The 17,570-nt window shown below is 40.9% G+C and carries 13 protein-coding genes; 6 read left to right on the top strand and 7 right to left on the bottom strand.

The features are described 5' to 3' along the window. Positions 1-46 precede the first annotated feature (46 nt). Together CYCME_RS05510 and CYCME_RS05505 are read right to left on the bottom strand one after the other, a co-directional pair. Entirely contained in the window at positions 47-3,532 is a 3,486-nt protein-coding gene (locus CYCME_RS05510) for an indolepyruvate ferredoxin oxidoreductase family protein (RefSeq protein ID WP_020932364.1), read from the bottom strand. 9 nt (positions 3,533-3,541) lie between these two features. Beyond that, entirely contained in the window at positions 3,542-4,000 is a 459-nt protein-coding gene (locus tag CYCME_RS05505) for a MaoC family dehydratase (RefSeq protein ID WP_015006153.1), read from the bottom strand. A gap of 221 nt (positions 4,001-4,221) precedes the next feature. On the opposite strand from CYCME_RS05505, the gene CYCME_RS05500 reads away from it, so the two are divergent. Then, positions 4,222-5,559 carry an MATE family efflux transporter gene (locus tag CYCME_RS05500; protein WP_015006154.1) on the top strand — a complete coding sequence of 446 codons (1,338 nt, stop codon included), beginning with the start codon at positions 4,222-4,224 and terminating at the stop codon, positions 5,557-5,559. Here CYCME_RS05500 and CYCME_RS05495 read toward each other — a convergent pair. Beyond that, positions 5,552-6,223: a glycerophosphodiester phosphodiesterase gene (locus CYCME_RS05495; protein WP_020932363.1), complete on the bottom strand. Its 672-nt coding sequence runs from the start codon at positions 6,221-6,223 to the stop codon at positions 5,552-5,554. The two genes, CYCME_RS05500 and CYCME_RS05495, sit on opposite strands and share 8 nt — an antisense overlap. Before the next feature lie 98 nt (positions 6,224-6,321). Between CYCME_RS05495 and CYCME_RS05490 the strand changes: the two genes are divergently transcribed. Beyond that, the gene (locus CYCME_RS05490) at positions 6,322-7,461 is read left to right on the top strand and encodes an aminotransferase class V-fold PLP-dependent enzyme (protein ID WP_016390123.1); all 1,140 of its coding nucleotides are present in this window, start codon (positions 6,322-6,324) and stop codon (positions 7,459-7,461) included. 232 nt (positions 7,462-7,693) lie between these two features. After that, positions 7,694-8,914: a flavodoxin-dependent (E)-4-hydroxy-3-methylbut-2-enyl-diphosphate synthase gene (gene ispG, locus CYCME_RS05485; protein WP_016390122.1), complete on the top strand. Its 1,221-nt coding sequence runs from the start codon at positions 7,694-7,696 to the stop codon at positions 8,912-8,914. 77 nt (positions 8,915-8,991) lie between these two features. On the opposite strand, the gene CYCME_RS05480 is transcribed toward ispG, so the two are convergent. Both CYCME_RS05480 and mazG read right to left on the bottom strand, forming a co-directional pair. Beyond that, the gene (locus tag CYCME_RS05480) at positions 8,992-9,207 is read right to left on the bottom strand and encodes a cold-shock protein (protein WP_015006158.1); all 216 of its coding nucleotides are present in this window, start codon (positions 9,205-9,207) and stop codon (positions 8,992-8,994) included. A gap of 156 nt (positions 9,208-9,363) precedes the next feature. Then, the gene (gene mazG / locus CYCME_RS05475) at positions 9,364-10,173 is read right to left on the bottom strand and encodes a nucleoside triphosphate pyrophosphohydrolase (RefSeq protein ID WP_020932361.1); all 810 of its coding nucleotides are present in this window, start codon (positions 10,171-10,173) and stop codon (positions 9,364-9,366) included. A 104-nt stretch (positions 10,174-10,277) separates the two neighbouring features. On the opposite strand from mazG, the gene CYCME_RS13265 reads away from it, so the two are divergent. Beyond that, the gene (locus CYCME_RS13265) at positions 10,278-11,507 is read left to right on the top strand and encodes a nucleoside recognition domain-containing protein (protein ID WP_020932360.1); all 1,230 of its coding nucleotides are present in this window, start codon (positions 10,278-10,280) and stop codon (positions 11,505-11,507) included. 60 nt (positions 11,508-11,567) lie between these two features. Continuing rightward, entirely contained in the window at positions 11,568-12,446 is an 879-nt protein-coding gene (locus CYCME_RS05465; protein WP_015006161.1) for a lysophospholipid acyltransferase family protein, read from the top strand. Between the two features lie 11 nt (positions 12,447-12,457). Here CYCME_RS05465 and CYCME_RS05460 read toward each other — a convergent pair whose 3' ends face one another. Beyond that, positions 12,458-14,419: a non-ribosomal peptide synthetase gene (locus CYCME_RS05460; RefSeq protein ID WP_020932359.1), complete on the bottom strand. Its 1,962-nt coding sequence runs from the start codon at positions 14,417-14,419 to the stop codon at positions 12,458-12,460. 60 nt (positions 14,420-14,479) lie between these two features. Next, on the bottom strand, positions 14,480-15,220 hold the full coding sequence (locus tag CYCME_RS05455) for a 4'-phosphopantetheinyl transferase family protein (RefSeq protein ID WP_020932358.1): 741 nt from the start codon (positions 15,218-15,220) through the stop codon (positions 14,480-14,482). A gap of 49 nt (positions 15,221-15,269) precedes the next feature. Here CYCME_RS05455 and CYCME_RS05450 point away from each other — a divergent pair, with 49 nt between their 5' ends. Beyond that, complete coding sequence (locus CYCME_RS05450; RefSeq protein WP_020932357.1) at positions 15,270-17,567, top strand: alpha/beta fold hydrolase; 2,298 nt, start codon at positions 15,270-15,272, stop codon at positions 17,565-17,567. The last annotated feature ends 3 nt before the right edge of the window (positions 17,568-17,570 follow it).

Genomic DNA, 17,570 nt, shown 5'->3' with positions numbered 1-17,570 from the left:
GCCTTAGTAAAATACTAAGGCCTTTTAATGCGTCCTGCGTTTAAATTTAAGCCGTTGTTCCTGTTTTAACTTTAATGACTTTCATCGGGTTGTTAAAATGATTGTCTAAGGTTTTCCAGCGGCCTTCTGCCACTTCAACACTTTCTGTTCTTACATGGCCATAACCACGAACAAATTCAGGAACGCGCGCCATTTCTAGTGCAACCTCTTTATTTTCCTCAGTTAGGCCAGTAATAATTTGGTTTAACACCGCTTTATACTGTTTCAACAGCGCTTTATCTTCTTTTCGCTCTGCAGAATAGCCAAATGGATTTAACGGCGTATGTCTCAGGCCTTTAAATTTAGACGCTACTTTAAGAGCCGATAACATCCACCCACCAAATTCTCGTTTTTTCAATTGCCCCGTTATCGGGTCGCGTTTGGAAATAAGCGGTGGTGCCATGTGGAATTTAATTTTATAGTCACCCGAGAAGTTTTCCTTTACTTCATTCGCCCAGGTGCCGTCGGTATATAAACGGGCCACTTCTAACTCATCTTTATAGGCCATTAATTTATATAAGTACCGCGCTGCCGCTTGGGTAATCTCATCGCTATCACCCGCTAGTTTTGCTTCTGCTTCACGCACTTTATCAATTAATTTTGTGAATTTTTTAGCATATGACTTGCTTTGATAAGCCACCAAATCTGCCTCACGGCGACTAATCAACTCATCGGTAGTGGCAGATAGTACTTCCCACTCTGGCGTTGTAGCACCTTGTTCCAATAATGTTTTAACCGCATCTGGGTCGTGCGCCATTAAACGGCCAATTTTAAATACCCGCTGGTTATAGGCAACCGCTACGCCGTTTGCTGTAATGGCGTCTTCCAACGACTGACGTTTAACCGGCAACCAACCTTTTTGGCATGCAAAGCCTAATAACATCATATTGGCGCCAATGGTGTTGCCCGTTAATGTTTCAGATACTTTAGTTGAATCGAAGAAATCACAATTGCCTTTACCTGTGAAACGTTCCAACGCTTGCTTCATATCATCAACAGGGATACTAAAGTCACCATCGCGAGTAAATGCGCCGGTCACAATACCGTGTGAATTAACCACCCCTTTGGTATGCCCTTCACGCAAGCGCGACATACCTTCATCACTCGCACTGGTGACAATATCTGCACCAATCAATAAGTCTGCCTTACCAATAGATAAACGGGTTGAATTAAGCTCTTCCACATTATTAGCGACTTTAAGGTGGCAATATACCGCGCCAAACTTTTGCGCCATACCGGTTAAATCCAGCACTTGTGAGGCAAAGCCTTCTGCTTTGGCTGCTTCACCAATCATTGATGAAATGGTAACAACACCGGTACCACCAATACCACAGACCAAGGAGCCAAACACGCCATCGAGTGACTTAGGTGTTGGTTCTGGCAAGGCTGCGAACACATCATCTGATAAGTTAACGGAGCTACCTTTTGCCAATTCCCCACCTTCAATCGTTACAAAACTTGGGCAGAAACCTTTTACGCAGCTAAAATCTAAATTACAGCCAGATTGATCAATCACACGCTTACGGCCTAACTCTGTTTCTAGCGGCTGCACAGAAAGACAGTTCGATTGCACACCACAATCACCACAGCCTTCGCAAACACGTGAGTTAATAAAGGTTAATTTTTTCGGTGTTTCCACCAATTTACGTTTGCGGCGTCTACGCAGCTCTGTGGCACACGTTTGTTCAAAAACAAGAATGGTGACGCCTTTAGTGTCGGCCAATTCTTTCATCACCATTTGTAAATCATTGCGGTGATACAAATCAGTACCGGGCGCAAATGCGGTTTTATTTAATGCTTCTGGCTCTTTAGAAACCACTACAATACGAGCCGCACCTTCTGAGTGCATTTGCTGCGTAATACCTTCTACGGTTAACGGGCCATCAAACGATTGGCCGCCTGTCATCGCGACGGCATCGTTAAATAAAATTTTATAGGTAATATTAATGTTTGAAGCGATCGCCTGACGAATCGCGGTAGAACCAGAATGATAGAAAGTTCCATCCCCCAAGTTAACAAAGGTATGGCGGTTACCCAAAAACGGCGATGCACCTGCCCAAGTAGCCCCTTCACCACCCATTTGCGTATAGGTAGTACCTTTTCTATCCATTAAACCCACTAGGAAATGGCAACCAATACCAATTAACTGTTCTGTGCTGTCATCTGGTAATTTGGTAGATGAACTGTGCGGGCAACCTGAACAAAAATACGGCGTACGTTCTACCGTATTGCGTGGCACACTCAATTGTTTATCGGTATTTTCCAACACTTCAATCCATTGAGTCATGGAGTCTGTGGTTTTATACGGCTTCAACCAATTAACTAATGCTTTAGAGATCAGCGCTGGTGTTAATTCACCATTAGATGGGAACTGTGTTTGTTGGTCACGGCCTTTTTTACCCATCACCAACGGACGACTCTCCATCGGCATATCAAACAGAATATCTTTCACTTGCGTTTCAAGGAATGGGCGAGATTCTTCAATCACCAGAATCTCATCAACCGATTCTGCAAATTCACGCACCAAGCTTTCTTCCATTGGCCAAATAACGGCTATTTTAAAAACCGCTAAACCCAGCTCATCGCGCATTGATTCATCAATGGACAAATCATCTAAGGCTTCTAGGGTATCTAGGTAACTTTTACCGGCAGTAATAATACCCACACGGCGTTGTTTTGCATCCAGCGTTACTTTGTTTAGTTTGTTTGCTTTAGTAAACGCTTTAACAGCGGGCAAACGCGCATTCACAATACGTTCGTCCTGATCCACCGAGCGGTCTGGCCAACGGGTATGTACGCCACTGTCAGGAATAACGAATTCACTGGAATCAGGCAGTACGGTTTCTGTGCGTTTAGGGTCAATGTCCACCATATACCAAGACTCGGCAATATCAGACACTGATTTAACCGCAACCCAGACGCCTGAATAACGCGACATTTGATAGGCAATTAAGCCAAAATCATAAATATCTTGCACCGATGAACAATGCATAATCGGAATACATAAGCCCGATAAAACGTATTCACTTTGTTGTTGAATACTGGATGATCGACTCATAGGGTCATCACCCACGGCCATAACAACACCGCCGTGTTTGCTCGTTCCCCATAAATTTGCATGATGAAGTGCATCAGCTGCTTGATCTACACCCGGGCCTTTGCCATACCAAAGTCCAAACGCGCCATCAAATTCATTGCCTTCAAAGAAATCTATCTGCTGTGAACCCCAAATAGCGGTCGCGGCCATCGCTTCATTAACACCGGGGTTAAAATGAATATCGCGTTCATTTAAAGACGATTCCACCCCTCTACACTCGGTATCAAAATTACCGAATGGTGAACCGCGATAACCTGAAATAAAACCACCGGTTTTTAGACCCGCTTCACGGTCACGACGTTGTTGCTCAAAGGCTAAACGTAAATAAGCTTGGTTACCTGATAAAAAAACAGGCCCATCTTCCCGTACAAACTTTTCTTCCTTAGATGTTGACATAAACCCTCTTTAATTAGTTTTTGCTTTTAATTTAGCCGGAATAGGTTTTACAACCGCCTCACCTGTAATGATTTTATTACCTTCCTGATCAAAACATTCTGTACTAAACGTTACCGTATTATTTTCTTTATTAATAGCCAAAACCTCTACAACTGCTCGGTATTGATTACCAAAAAAAGCCGGCCTTAAAAACTCTACACTTTGCTTAAGCCAAAGTGTTCCCAAGCCTGGAAGGTCCATGCCTAAAATACCTGAAAATTGAATCACCGAAAACATGCCATGCGCGACACGTTGTTTAAAAATGCTTTGTGCAGCGTAATCCTCGTCGTGATGAGCAGGGTTCCAGTCACCCGACATTTTGGAAAATTGAACCGCATCCTCGTGTTCAATCGTATAGGTTTTTTCTTTACGCATACCAATGGATAAATCATCAATACTCATACAGTTGCTGGGTACGGGAATACTCATTACGCTCCTTTTATTTATACTAAACATATAGTCATCACAACTACGTTACCAAACCAGTGTATCGTTATACACTGCTGCCTCAAATCACATTATGTTAGATACTTAATAAATGATGACTTAAAACAAGCTGTACTCACTTTTCTACTAATGACAACCACTCTGGTATTTTATGATGCCATTGTTTTTAACCAACTATAATTAAAAAATACTCATTAAACCCTATGATTCCTTCTAAGCCGCCTCAAGATTTAACCATAGGGTCTATTTATCAGCACTTAATTCGCCTTGCCATACCCGCGTCAATGGGGATGTTTTTCAACACGTTATATAACCTTACCGATAACTGGTTTGCCGGTAAAGTATCTGATGACGCTTTGGTTGGATTGTCCATTTCAAGCATTGTCTTTTACCTTTTTATTGGACTTTTGGCTGGCCTACAAAACGGCACGTCAGTCATGGTTTCAACAGAACTTGGCCTAAAGCAACCTCAACAATTAAAAAACATTATTAGAAACTGTCTAGGCCTAGGCCTTGCTTTTTCTTTAGTGATTACAGTTGCGGGGATTCTATTTGCAAAAGATGCCATCCACTGGCTAAGCACTAACGACATAATAACTGGGCTAGCATGGGATTATATTGAAGTCTTAATCCTCGGCAATGTCGCTTTTTCTCTAAGTGCTGTTGGCGCTGGCGCGCTGATGGCCTTGGGTGACACAAAGTCTAACCGTAATGCGTTAGTTGTAGGTTTCTTTGTTAACTTGGGCTTAAACCCATTATTAACCTTTGGGCTAGATATGGGCGTTGCCGGGCTCGCTTGGGCAACATTAATTATTAAGTTTGCATCGGCGCTTTATTTACTCAACATTTTATGTAAGAAATTGGGTTACAGACCCCTGCCGTGTTTGAACAAACTTGTCTCACTGGCTATTTTGAGACAAGTGTTACCGGCTAGTTTTAATTTTTTCATTATGATTATTGGCAGCTTGATGATTACTGGTTTTGTTAGCCGCTTTGGTGATTATGCAATAGCCGGTTATTCGGTTGGTTTACGGCTTGAACAAGTTTTATTGCTCCCTGCCCTAGGCCTCAATGCCGCCGTTTTAGCTATTTCAGGACAGAACTATGGCGCTAAAAATTACCGACGAATCGCTGAAACTTACCGTAAGGGATTAATACTTAGCTTATCTATTTCTCTTGTTTGTATTCCCGTTATGATTTTTCTCTCACCCCTGATGATGAGTTTTTTTAGTCAGCAAGATACTATTATTGATATAGGTACCACTTATTTAAGAATCGATGCATTGGCTTTTTTTTGCTACGTTTCTCTGTTTATTAGTGTGGCAACGCTTCAGGCTATAAAACAACCGGACTTCCCAGTTGTCATGGGTTTTTTCAGGCAATTATTATTACCTTTTATCGTCAATTATTTACTCATCATAAAATTCGACTATAGCATTGAATGGGTTTTTGGCTCTGTCGCCAGTATTGTTTTTATTAGTATGATTGTGACGCTGATCTATACACGTTCTCAATTAAAAAAACTGCCGCACATCAACTAGTTAACCTATTTGGATAGTCACTAAAAACCCCATCAACCCCGAGTTCCTTCATGCGCCTAATCTGCACGACTTTATTAACAGTATAAACATACACCTTAAGTCCCAAATCGTGCGCCCTATCTACCCATTTTGGCGTTACCTTTTGTAACCTTAGGTGTATTGAAAAAGCCTTTAATTTAGTCGCCCAGGCAATAGACTCATTGATATTATTACCAGCCAAGACACCTATCTTAACGTGTTGGTTTAACCTAACTACTTGTTCAAGCTCCGGCATTAAAAATGATGAAACAAGCATTTTATTTTTGTAAGTTTCCGGTGTTTTTTTAAGCAAGCTGGTTAACACTTTACCTGTGCCTAGGCCCTTCAGTTCAATATTCAAGCCGACTTTACCTACGGTTACCTCAAGCACTTCTTGTAAGATTGGTATTCTTTGCCCAAGACCTGCATCTAAGGCTCTAAGTTCTTCAAACGAATAATCAATTAATTTGCCACGTCCATTGGTGGTTCTATCAACTGTTTCATCGTGAATAACCAACAGTTTATCGGCGACACAATGTACATCAATTTCAACCCAATCTGCGCCTAACTCGATTGCTTTATGAATAGATAAGAGTGTATTTTCAGGTGCACAGCCCATTGCGCCTCTATGTCCAATCATCAACATAACACACCTCTTTTAAATTTAATCTGGCAGATAAAGTCAGTCTATAAGGAACTTTTAAAAAAGGATAGAATATTCATTTTCTTAAGTGGGTAATGTAGATGACTGATCAATTTAATAATGAATTTAATTTAGACGATGATGTAATCTACCTTAACCATGCCGCAGTTGCTCCGTGGCCCGTTCGTACCGAAAAAGCCGTCAATGCTTTTTGCCGCGAAAACGTTACTATTGGCTCCAAGAAATATGCGAATTGGCTCAACGTTGAAGCGCACTTAAAAAACCAATTAGCTCAGTTAATCCAAGCTGATAATGCCGACGAAATTGCCTTAGTTAAAAACACCTCTGAAGCCCTTTCTTTTGTTGCTTATGGGCTGGATTGGGCTCATGGCGATACTATTGTTACCAGTGATGAAGAGTTTCCCTCAAATATGATTCCGTGGGAGTCACTTGAAAATCAGGGTGTTCGCGTCATAAAAACACACTTGAAAGACACAGAAGACCCAACTGCTGAGCTAATTAAAAATATTGATAGCCGAACTAAACTGCTAACCATCAGCTCAGTTCAATATGCCTCAGGCTTACGTGTTGATCTTGAACGTTTAGGCGAAGCCTGCCAGCAACGAGGTGTTCTATTCTGTATAGACGCTATTCAATCGGTTGGTGCATTCCCTATTGATGTAAAGAAGTATCAGGCCGATTTTGTGATGGCCGATGGACACAAGTGGATGCTTGGCCCTGAGGGCTTAGGCTTTTTTTATTGTCGGCAATCTAGTATTAACACACTCAAACTCACTCAGTATGGCTGGCATATGGTTGAGGATATGGGCAATTATGACGCCCTTGAATGGAGTACTGCAAAATCGGCAAGACGATTTGAATGTGGCAGCCCTAACATGCTGAGCATACATGCACTTTCTGCAAGCCTTAGTTTACTACTGGAAGTTGGTATGAATACGGTTGCCAACAACCTTATTGAGCGTGGCCAGTATGTGATTGATAAGGTACAACAAAGCCCCTCATTAACCTTGTTAACCAAGCCAGACGCACAAGGCAATAACATTATTGTTTTTAAGCCCACAAAGCATGACACAAATGAACTTTTTGACTACTTAACCTCAAAGCAAGTGGTTTGTGCAAAGCGTGGCGGTGGGATTCGTTTTTCACCACACTTTTACACACCGTTTAGTGTTATTGATCGTGCCTTTACTTTAATTAATCGTTTTTTAACAGATACATAACCACACGTACCCCCTTCAGTTCGCCAACGGTTTTTAAATTACTTCAGCAAGATTATCTTGCCAGCACATTTAAGTAAACGAACAGCTCCGTATTGAATACATTGCTCTAAGCCACTTTGTTGATTTCGTACGCTCGATTACTGTTACGCCCCCTATCTGAACTTCTTGCGCTCTTCATTAACGGATAAGCCATACAAACATATATAATGAAGCAGATATATTTACAGATAAAATGAGAAAAACAGCGATGACACGCAATGCTATAACCGTAAAGGTCGGATCCGTTTCAATAGGTCATGAACACCCCGTGGTTGTTCAATCTATGACGAATACAGATACTGCTGATATTGAACGAACCGTGGAGCAAGTTTATCAGTTAGCAAAAGCAGGCTCCGAGTTAGTGCGTATTACTGTTAACTCAGAGGCCGCCGCTGCTGCGGTCAGCACGATTAGAGAGCGACTTGACGCGTTAGATTGCGATGTACCCTTGGTGGGGGATTTTCACTTTAACGGGCACAAACTGTTAGAAAAATACCCGTGTTGCGCGCAAGCATTGGCTAAATACCGTATTAACCCCGGCAATGTTGGCCGTGGTAGTAAGCGTGACCCTCAATTTGCTCAAATGATTGAATGCGCTATTCGCTATGATAAACCTGTACGTATTGGTGTTAATTGGGGCAGTTTAGATCAATCTGTGTTGGCCCGTTTGATGGATGAAAATTCCAGATCCAGCACACCTCGCGATTCTGTTGCCGTTATGCATGATGCGGTTATTACATCGGCGCTAGAAAGCGCAGAAAAAGCCATTGAATTAGGCTTAGCCAAAGATAAGATTTTACTATCTTGCAAAATGAGTGGCGTTCAAGATTTAATATCTGTGTACCAAGACCTTGCCTCTCGGTGTGACTTCCCGCTTCATTTAGGCTTAACCGAAGCCGGAATGGGAAGCAAAGGTATTGTCTCATCCACCGCTGCCCTTGCGGTATTGCTTCAACAAGGCATTGGCGACACTATTCGTATTTCTTTAACACCTGAACCCGGCGGAGATAGATGCCAAGAAGTAGTTGTCGCACAGGAAATATTACAATCCATGGGCATACGTTCCTTTACACCAGCAGTTATCTCATGCCCCGGATGCGGCAGAACCACCAGTGATTATTTCCAGCAGTTAGCACAAGATATTCAATCATTTTTGCGCCATAAAATGCCGGAATGGAAAACTCAATACGCTGGTGTAGAAAATATGAAGGTAGCCGTCATGGGCTGCGTTGTGAACGGCCCAGGTGAAAGTAAAAATGCAAACATCGGCATTAGCTTACCAGGCACAGGCGAAAGACCCGTCGCACCCGTTTATATAGATGGACAAAAAGATGTCACCTTAAAAGGTAACGATATCGCAGAACAGTTTCAGAAAATTGTTGAGCAATATGTCACTAAGACCTACCAACAATAAAAATAGACAATCTATCTTTATTGAAAGCAGGAATCTTAATGTAGCGCTAAGGCAGCAAAAAACTGCCGAGACTTCGCTTATTCTAAGCCAGTAACTTCTTCTGCTTGAAGCCCTTTGTCGCCTTTAGTAATTGTAAATTCAACGGCTTGATTTTCTTTTAATGTACGGAAACCGTCACCTTGAATTGCTCTAAAATGAACAAACACATCTTCACCACCAGCATCTGGTTGAATAAAACCAAAGCCTTTTGAATTATTAAACCATTTAACAATACCGCGTACTCTTTCTGACATCTCTTTTCCTCATTATAAATAAACAAAAAAATCAAGCAGTTAGAACATATCCTTTATGATAATAGTTATTAGTTATCTAGCAAGCTTGAATCTTGAGTATACTAAAATCATTTGAAATGTCCTAACTTTTCCTTATGTTGCGTAATTTAATTTTTTTTAATCGCTAGAACCACTTCTTTTACTTTCTTCCCAAAGCATCATCAGTGTACTTGCGGAGCATTCTTCAACACCCTTTCCAGCTTGCTCTACTGATTGTTCAATATATGAAAATCGTTTTGTAAAACGCTCATTAGCCAGCCTTAGTGACCACTCGGGGTTGATGTCCAAATGACGCGCTAAATTTATACAGCTAAAAAACACATCCCCTAGTTCTTCCTCTATTCTTTTACGATTATTTTCAAGTACCATTTCATCTTTCAGCTCATCAATTTCTTCGTCTAATTTATCGACAACAGCGCCAACCTCATCCCAGTCAAACCCTACCGAGGCTGCTTTTTTCTGTAATTTGTAGGCTTGATTAATTGCCGGTTGATTGGAACTGACACCGGACAACACACTGCTGCGTGTCTCATTTTTATTTTCTGCTCGTTTTTGTATTTCCCATTTTTTTGCTAAATCGTCTTTCGAGGTTATTTCATTATTAAACACATGCGGATGACGTCTGGTTAACTTATCGCAAATTGCGTCAACAATATCGGAGAACTCAAAACTCTGCTGCTCTTTAGCTAACTGTGCATGAAAAACCACTTGGAATAAAAGGTCGCCTAATTCATCCTTTAAAGCAGGCAGGTTTTTTTGCTGAATTGCATCAGCAACTTCATAGGCTTCTTCGATTGTGTATGGCGCAATCGTCTCAAAACTTTGCTCCACATCCCAGGGACAACCGTTATCAACATCTCTTAACTGAGCCATAATTGTTAATAATTTATTCAAGTTATCATTAACGTTAATATTCTTATCTGCCATTGTACCGGTATGTTACAGTTTAATTGACTAAGTGAACGTATCACTTAGGGAGACACCCTACCCTTTGATTGCTGATTGTTTAGACAAGGTTTGCCCTTTATTTTATGTTAAATATTATTTGGCTTGGCTTTTTTTTCATTGCCTTTCTAACCGGCCTTTATCGCCTTTTTATACTCGGCGATATGAACATTTTTAATGATATTACCCTCGCCACATTTACCTTATCCAAAACAGCATTTGAAATTTCTCTCGGCCTGACCGGCGTTTTATGTTTTTGGATGGGGATTATGAAAATTGGCGAAAAAAGTGGTTTTATTAACCATTTAACACGCTTTTTAAACCCTCTTTTAAAACGCCTAATGCCCGACATTCCAGATAAGCACCCTGCCTTGGGCGCTATGGTGATGAACTTGTCTGCCAATATGTTAGGGCTTGATAATGCGGCAACGCCCTTAGGTATAAAAGCCATGCAGCACTTGCAAACCATAAACCCATTAAAAGACACGGCCAGTAACGCTCAAATTTTATTTTTGGTGATCAACACCTCAGCTGTCACCCTATTCCCTCTGACCATTTTCACATATCGTGCACAAATGGGCGCTGCTGACCCAACCGATGTTTTTATCCCTATTTTAATTGCTACCTATGCCTCGACGATGGCTGGGCTTATAGCCGTTGCTAGCATTCAACGTATAAAACTTTACGAGCCAGTTGTGCTTTGCTATTTAGCTGCTTTTAGCACCGTTATCGGCTTAATATTGTTCCATTTTTCAAGCCTTGACCAAGCCAGCATGCAACAACAGTCATCGCTGGCGAGCAATTTTATTATTTTTAGTTTGATTATTGTTTTTATGAGTGGTGCTATCAAACAACGTATTAATGTTTATGATGCATTTATTGATGGTGCTAAAGAAGGCTTTCAAACCGCTGTAATGATTATTCCTTACCTAGTAGCAATGTTGGTTGCTATTGGTGTTTTTAGGGCATCAGGGGCACTTGAAATAACGCTGGATTACGCACGCTCGTTGTTAATCCATTATTCGCTGGATAGCCAATTCCTCGATGCGTTACCAACAGCGCTGATAAAACCGCTCAGCGGAAGTGGCGCTCGGGCGATGATGATAGACACCATGCAAACACACGGCGCAGACTCTTTTGCCGGCAGGCTTGCCTCTATTGTACAAGGCAGCACAGAGACAACCTTTTACGTCTTAGCCGTTTATTTCGGCGCAGTGGGTATAAAAAAAGCTCGGCATGCGGTTGCCTGCGGGTTATTTGCAGACTTGATAGGTATTATTACCGCCATCTGTATTGGCTATGTATTTTTTGCCTAAGAAGCGCAATAGCTTTGGTAGAATAGAGAATTTTTAACCCTACTGATTTTTACTTAGATTATGGCCAAACACCGGCAACCCTTTAGCTCTCGCTTTTACCCATTGCTTGGAAAACTTCCATTGCCGATGCTGCACGCACTTGCATATCCCGTTTACTTAATTGGCTATTATCTTGTTGAGCGCAAACGCAATGTTATTTATTCGAACATGCAAAACTCTTTTCCAGATACCCCGAGCAATGAGCTTAAAAAACTGGCTAAATTAAATTTTAAGCATTTGGTCTATGTAATATTGGAAGCCAGTAAAACCCGCACCCTCACGGAAGAACAAATTCGTCAGCGTGTTACCTTAAAAAACCCAGAAGTGATAGAAAAGTTTGCAAAAAACGACCAATCTGTCTTGATGCTTGCCGCTCACCATTGCAACTGGGAATGGATGCTGGCTGGTTGCAGCTTACAGCTTTCTTTTCCTATCGATGCTGTGTACAAACCTTTGCACGATAAAATTGTTGATGACTATATGAAAATCTCTAGGTCACGTTTTAACGCTCGCCCAATACCTAACAAAAATGCATTAATTGAAATTATGCAGCGTCGTAAAGAGGTCCGTGGCTTTGCGATGGTTGCTGATCAATCGCCTGTCAGAAAAGAAGAAAAATACTGGACTCAGTTCCTTAACCAAGACAGTTCATTTGCAGTCGGTGCTCAGAAGATTGCCAAGCTCACCAAATACCCTGTTATTTTTGTTGGTATGAAGCGCCTAAGTCTTGGTCATTACGAAGTGTTTTTTGAAGAACTTGGACAAGCCCCCTATGAAAAAGAGGGTCACGAAATCACCGAGAAATACGCTAGAGCAACCGAGCGAATGATTCTCGATGCGCCTGAAGATTGGATGTGGTCTAACCGTAAATGGAAGAGAAAGCGTGGTGTCTACGATTAAACCACTATCGTTTAGGGAGTTGTTTTATGCGCAATAAACCCAGCTAACTGTTCAATTGTTGGGTAATCGAAAAAATCTGTTAACTCAACAACCTCTGGATACTCCTCGTCTATCTTCTCGTGAATTTGTGCCAACTTTAACGAGCTTGTTCCCATTTCAAAAATATTGTCTTTCAAGCTGATTTTCTGATCAGCTACAACAGAGTGACAAATATCTAATAATATTCGCTCTATGGAACTACCCGCTGCAATAAACTCAGTTGATTGTGTTTCAGACAGCTCTGTTAAAGCCGCTATAATCTCATTAAACGCCCCCGCTTCAAATTGTTCCGCTAATGCAAAACGTTGAACCTTACCACTGGTGGTTTTAGGTACTTTTTTTATAGGTAAAACATGCGCCACATCTAAGCCAGATTTTTCATTTAATTGGCGTCTAACTTCTATCGTAGTTTGGTAAAAGTTTTCTAGCTCACCTCGATATAAAACAAAAACAACCAATTCATCCAGTGCATCTTCAACGTTACGAATACCACAGACGACCACTTTTCCTAACTCAATACCATCAACATGTTCACAAACAGACTCAAGGTCAGGGGCATAATAGTTTTGCCCATTAACAATGATTAGATCCTTGGTTCTACCTGTAATAACCAACTGCCCCTCGTTTAACAAACCTTGGTCACCTGTATCTAACCAACCCTCATCATTAATCAGTTTTTCATTTAACTCAGGCGCGTGATAGTAACCTTTTGTTACATTTTCGCCTTTAATTAACACTCGGCCGATTACATTATCAGCAACAGCTTGCCCACTGCTATCTGCAATTATCATTTGCGTCCCGATAATAGGAGTTCCTAAGCGAACCAACTCTATACTTTGATCGGATGCCTCGCTAACGACCTGTGCTGGCTGCCCCTCTACTAAAGAGCTGCGCAACACATGAAGAGTAGAAAGTGGTTGGGCTAATTCAGGGAAGCTAACTACCAAACACGCTTCCGCTAAACCATAAACCGTAAACATCGCTGTTTCTGCTAGACCGAACGGTTTCATTACCGCGCTAAACTCTCTACATAGGTCTGCAGAGATAGGTTCTGCTCCGTTAAAAAGCAGGCGGACATGTGATAAATCAAGATTAACTTGGTTTTCTGGTTTAAAGCGTTTTAAAACATGTTTATAACCAAAATTTGGTGACGATAAAATCGTCGCTTTTTTCTCACTGGCTTTTTCAAGCCACAATGCCGGACGACGAACAAACAAGTCGGTTGGCATAATATATTGATTTATATTGACGAATAAGGGTGTCAAATGAAAACCAATAATACCTAAATCATGAGTCAATGGCATCCAGCTAAAAAAGCTGTCCCTATAATCAAATGCACTGCATTCAATAATGCCATATAAATTTGTTACTAAATTTTTATGTGTTAATACGACACCTTTAGGGTCGCCAGTAGAACCAGAGGAGAATTGAATAAACGCTGTTTGCTCAGAGTTAATATCTGCCAGCGCTCCTAAAGTATCAAAAGTCTCAATTTTATCGAGCATCAGTGCTTTTTGCTCAATCACTTTGTAAATAGACTCTTTTCCGTGTTCTTCAGCAAAAACTTTTAACCGCTGCAAAGCCTTTCTAGTCGTTGCGATATACGGTGTGTTAAGTTTTTCAAAAACATTAAATACTTTTTCACGGTGTCCATCACTGGTTCCAATCGCTAATGGCACAGCGACAATACCGCCATATTGGCACGCCCAAAACGCATCAATAAATTGTTCGTTTTCAGCTAAGTGAATGATTAACTCGTTCCCTTCAGATGCTCCTTTTTGCTGAATATGGTGCAGCAAGCCTAGCGCCCGTTTTTTTAAAGCGGGGTAACTCACTTGGCGCTCGTTGTCTTTACTACTGATATAGGTAATGGTTTTACTGGCATCTTGGTTGTTATCAAGTGCTTCAACCAGTGTTTTTGGAAATTGATTCATAACGTATGTAAGGTCGTATTTAATAACGTATATTTGATGGCAGCGCGTATTTTATAGCGATTAAATAAATTGAGGTGGATTTTCATGATCAAATGTAGAGATAATTGGTTCGCAATGCTTAGACCGTAGCATTAACGATGCACTGACTTTTTCACCTACCTTTAAAGATACACATGACCAATCTGCTGCACTCCCATACTCAACTGGGCACTCTAAGAGCCTATTTGGTGGTGTCAAACTAAAACCACAACGAGACACACCCATTCCCAGCCCTCTACCCGTTGCTTTGATAAAAGCTTCCTTACAGGTCCAAATGTTAAAAAAAGTCTCTTCGCGTTGTGCTGCGCTAATATTGACCCATTGAGCTTGTTCACTGCTTGAAAAGTTACGCTTTACTAAGCCCTCTAAATTATCTAAATAACGCCAATGCTCAAGATCAACACCAATATCTTCTTCTAAGGTCATTGCCACCAGGGCCTGCGAGCCAGAATGTGAAACATTAAACGATAATGCTTGATTTTTTAGGTACGGTTTACCAAATTCAGTTGTATCAAATTGCAGCTCAACTGGGCTGATACCCAAATAGCATGACAGCAATCGCTTAAGCTGTACTCTCATCGACAATGCTAATGCTCTATTTTGTTGATGCTTTAATCGATTTATTTTTAGCCACTCAGTTTCACTCACTATAGTGTGAGCCTTGCTAGTTATTGGCACCATCAGGTCAAACACCCACACATGTACCTCTCCTTGCTTCAAGTAAGGTAACTGTTGCCTATTTTTTGGAGTAAAACTAACCATAATGAACTACTATGCATTTAAACGTTAAGTTTTTAATTAAAACACGGGCATGAGCGACGACTCAAAAAATAAAATAGAGACGCAGCAATATACGATAAACCCAGGCACTTACCACTGGACTTATCATGCTATGAAAGCCTTATTTAAGGTTCTTAGCCTGACGGTTCGCACTCATGGCAACCCATCCTCTTGGTTAGAAGGCGATATCTTTTTATTCAATCACTTTGCTCGATTTGAAACCTTTATCCCACAATATTTAATTTACGAAAAAACAAAACACTACTCTAGGTCAATTGCTGCAAACGAGTTATTCGCTGATAATGTTTTCGGTCGTTATTTGATTGATTTAGGTGGTATACCAAATAACATTGATGGGCTTTTGTTTCATATAGCAAAAGATATTTTACACCAACAAAAGCTCGTTGCCTTCCCCGAAGGTGGTATCGTAAAAGACCGACGTGTGCTTGATAAAGAAGGCCGCTACAGTATTTATTCACGTTCACATAATGAGCGGCGAAAACTACATACTGGGCCAGCAGTTATTGCCTTAGCAATCGCTATTTTCAAACAAACTGTTCGTGACCTTAGTGAACAAGAAAACACAGAGACCCTCTCTTTATGGGCGAAAGAATTAGGCTTTGAAGACAAACAGCAATTGCTGGAACTGTGCAAAAAACCCACCCTTATCATCCCCTGCAATATTACCTTTTACCCCTTACGAATTGGTGAAAATGCATTAAGCAATACGGTACGATTTTTTGTTAATAACTTACACCATCGTATCTCGGAAGAGTTATTAATCGAAGGTAACTTTTTATTTAAAGATACCGATATGGACATTCGTTTAGCTAAGCCTATTGTCGTAGAGGATTACTGGACCAGATTAGAATCAACGATTACAACCACCTTTGTTAACCACTCAGATTTAGCGCTAAAACAACTTTTAAATAAAGTTGAGCATAACGGTAATTTGAACAACCTATTGTTTCGTCTGAGTTATCAACGCAACGCTAATAGAATTCGTGATGATTACATGCATGCTATTTATGACAATGTCACTATTAACATTGCTCATATTGCCGCAACGCTGATCATGCATTTTGTTGCCGAAGGAAAGACCCATATTAATAAAAAAAAGCTGCATCAATTGATTTATGGCAGCATTAAGGAGTTACAAAAAAGCGACACGCTAAGCTTTCATCGAACGCTGCAAAACCCCTCTATTTATCGCAATTTGTTAATGACAAAAAGCGAGACTTTTGACCTGTTTTTAAAAAGTGCCTACGAGGCAAACTTGCTTGAATCGTCGGGCGTGTACTATAAATTTACCGAACACCTTTCCGCCGAACAAGATTTTGATAGCATTCGATATAAAAACCCTATTGCTGTAAATGCAAATGAGGCTGCATCCATTCCTCAGGTCAGAATAGCTATTAAAACCAGCTTAGCCTTTAAATTTGACAAACAATCCCACCGGTTTGCCCACCTACTATTTGAAGATGAGTTACTTGAATACCATTGGGATATTTCACAGTTTAAAGACCCAAAACACCAAGTAATCAATCAACAACAACACCTCACCGAAAAGTCCGCCCTTCCCTATCTGTTAATGCCAAAAAAATATAATGGGCAGTGCGTCGTGTTTGTTCACGGTTTGCTTTCAACGCCTATTGAACTTAAAACATTGGCTGAAAAATTTGTTGCCCAAGGATATATCAGCATCGGTTGCCGCCTAAAAGGCCATGGAACATCACCATGGGACCTACACAAAAGAAGCTGGCAAGATTGGCGTCAATCTCTTCAACAAAGTATCAAAATAGCACATTGTTACAGCAAAGATGTACACCTCGTTGGTTTTTCAAGTGGTGGCCTGTTGGCTCTGATGGTTACTGCGAGTCATCACCTTAATATACGTTCAGTTACCGCGTGTTCAGCCCCCGTCAGTTTTAAAGACCCTTTATCTCAACTGGTAAAAATCACTCACTACACGAATAAATTTATACAAAAAATCAGTAACTCTGATGGTATTTTGCCATTTAAAGCCAATCTACCCGAACACCCCCACCTTAATTACCACCACACCCCAATTGCAGCCATTAATCAGCTCTTAATTTTAATTAAAAAAACCCTCCCCAGATTAAAAAAAATTAACTGCCCTGTCTTCCTGATCCAAGGTGATAACGACCCTGTAGTTGCCCCATCCAGTTACCAAACACTTGCCAAACACATACCAACTAAACTATTACACTATCAATGGGTTAGCTCTAACCGGCATGGCATTTTGTACGAGAATACAGAGGGCTGCCAACAAAAGGTCATTGACTTTATCTGTCAGCAAAACAAATAGCGT

This window comes from Cycloclasticus zancles 78-ME, from assembly GCF_000442595.1.
In the GTDB taxonomy this organism is placed as follows: Bacteria; Pseudomonadota; Gammaproteobacteria; order Methylococcales; family Cycloclasticaceae; genus Cycloclasticus; species Cycloclasticus pugetii.
This window is presented reverse-complemented; position numbering and strand designations above follow the sequence as displayed.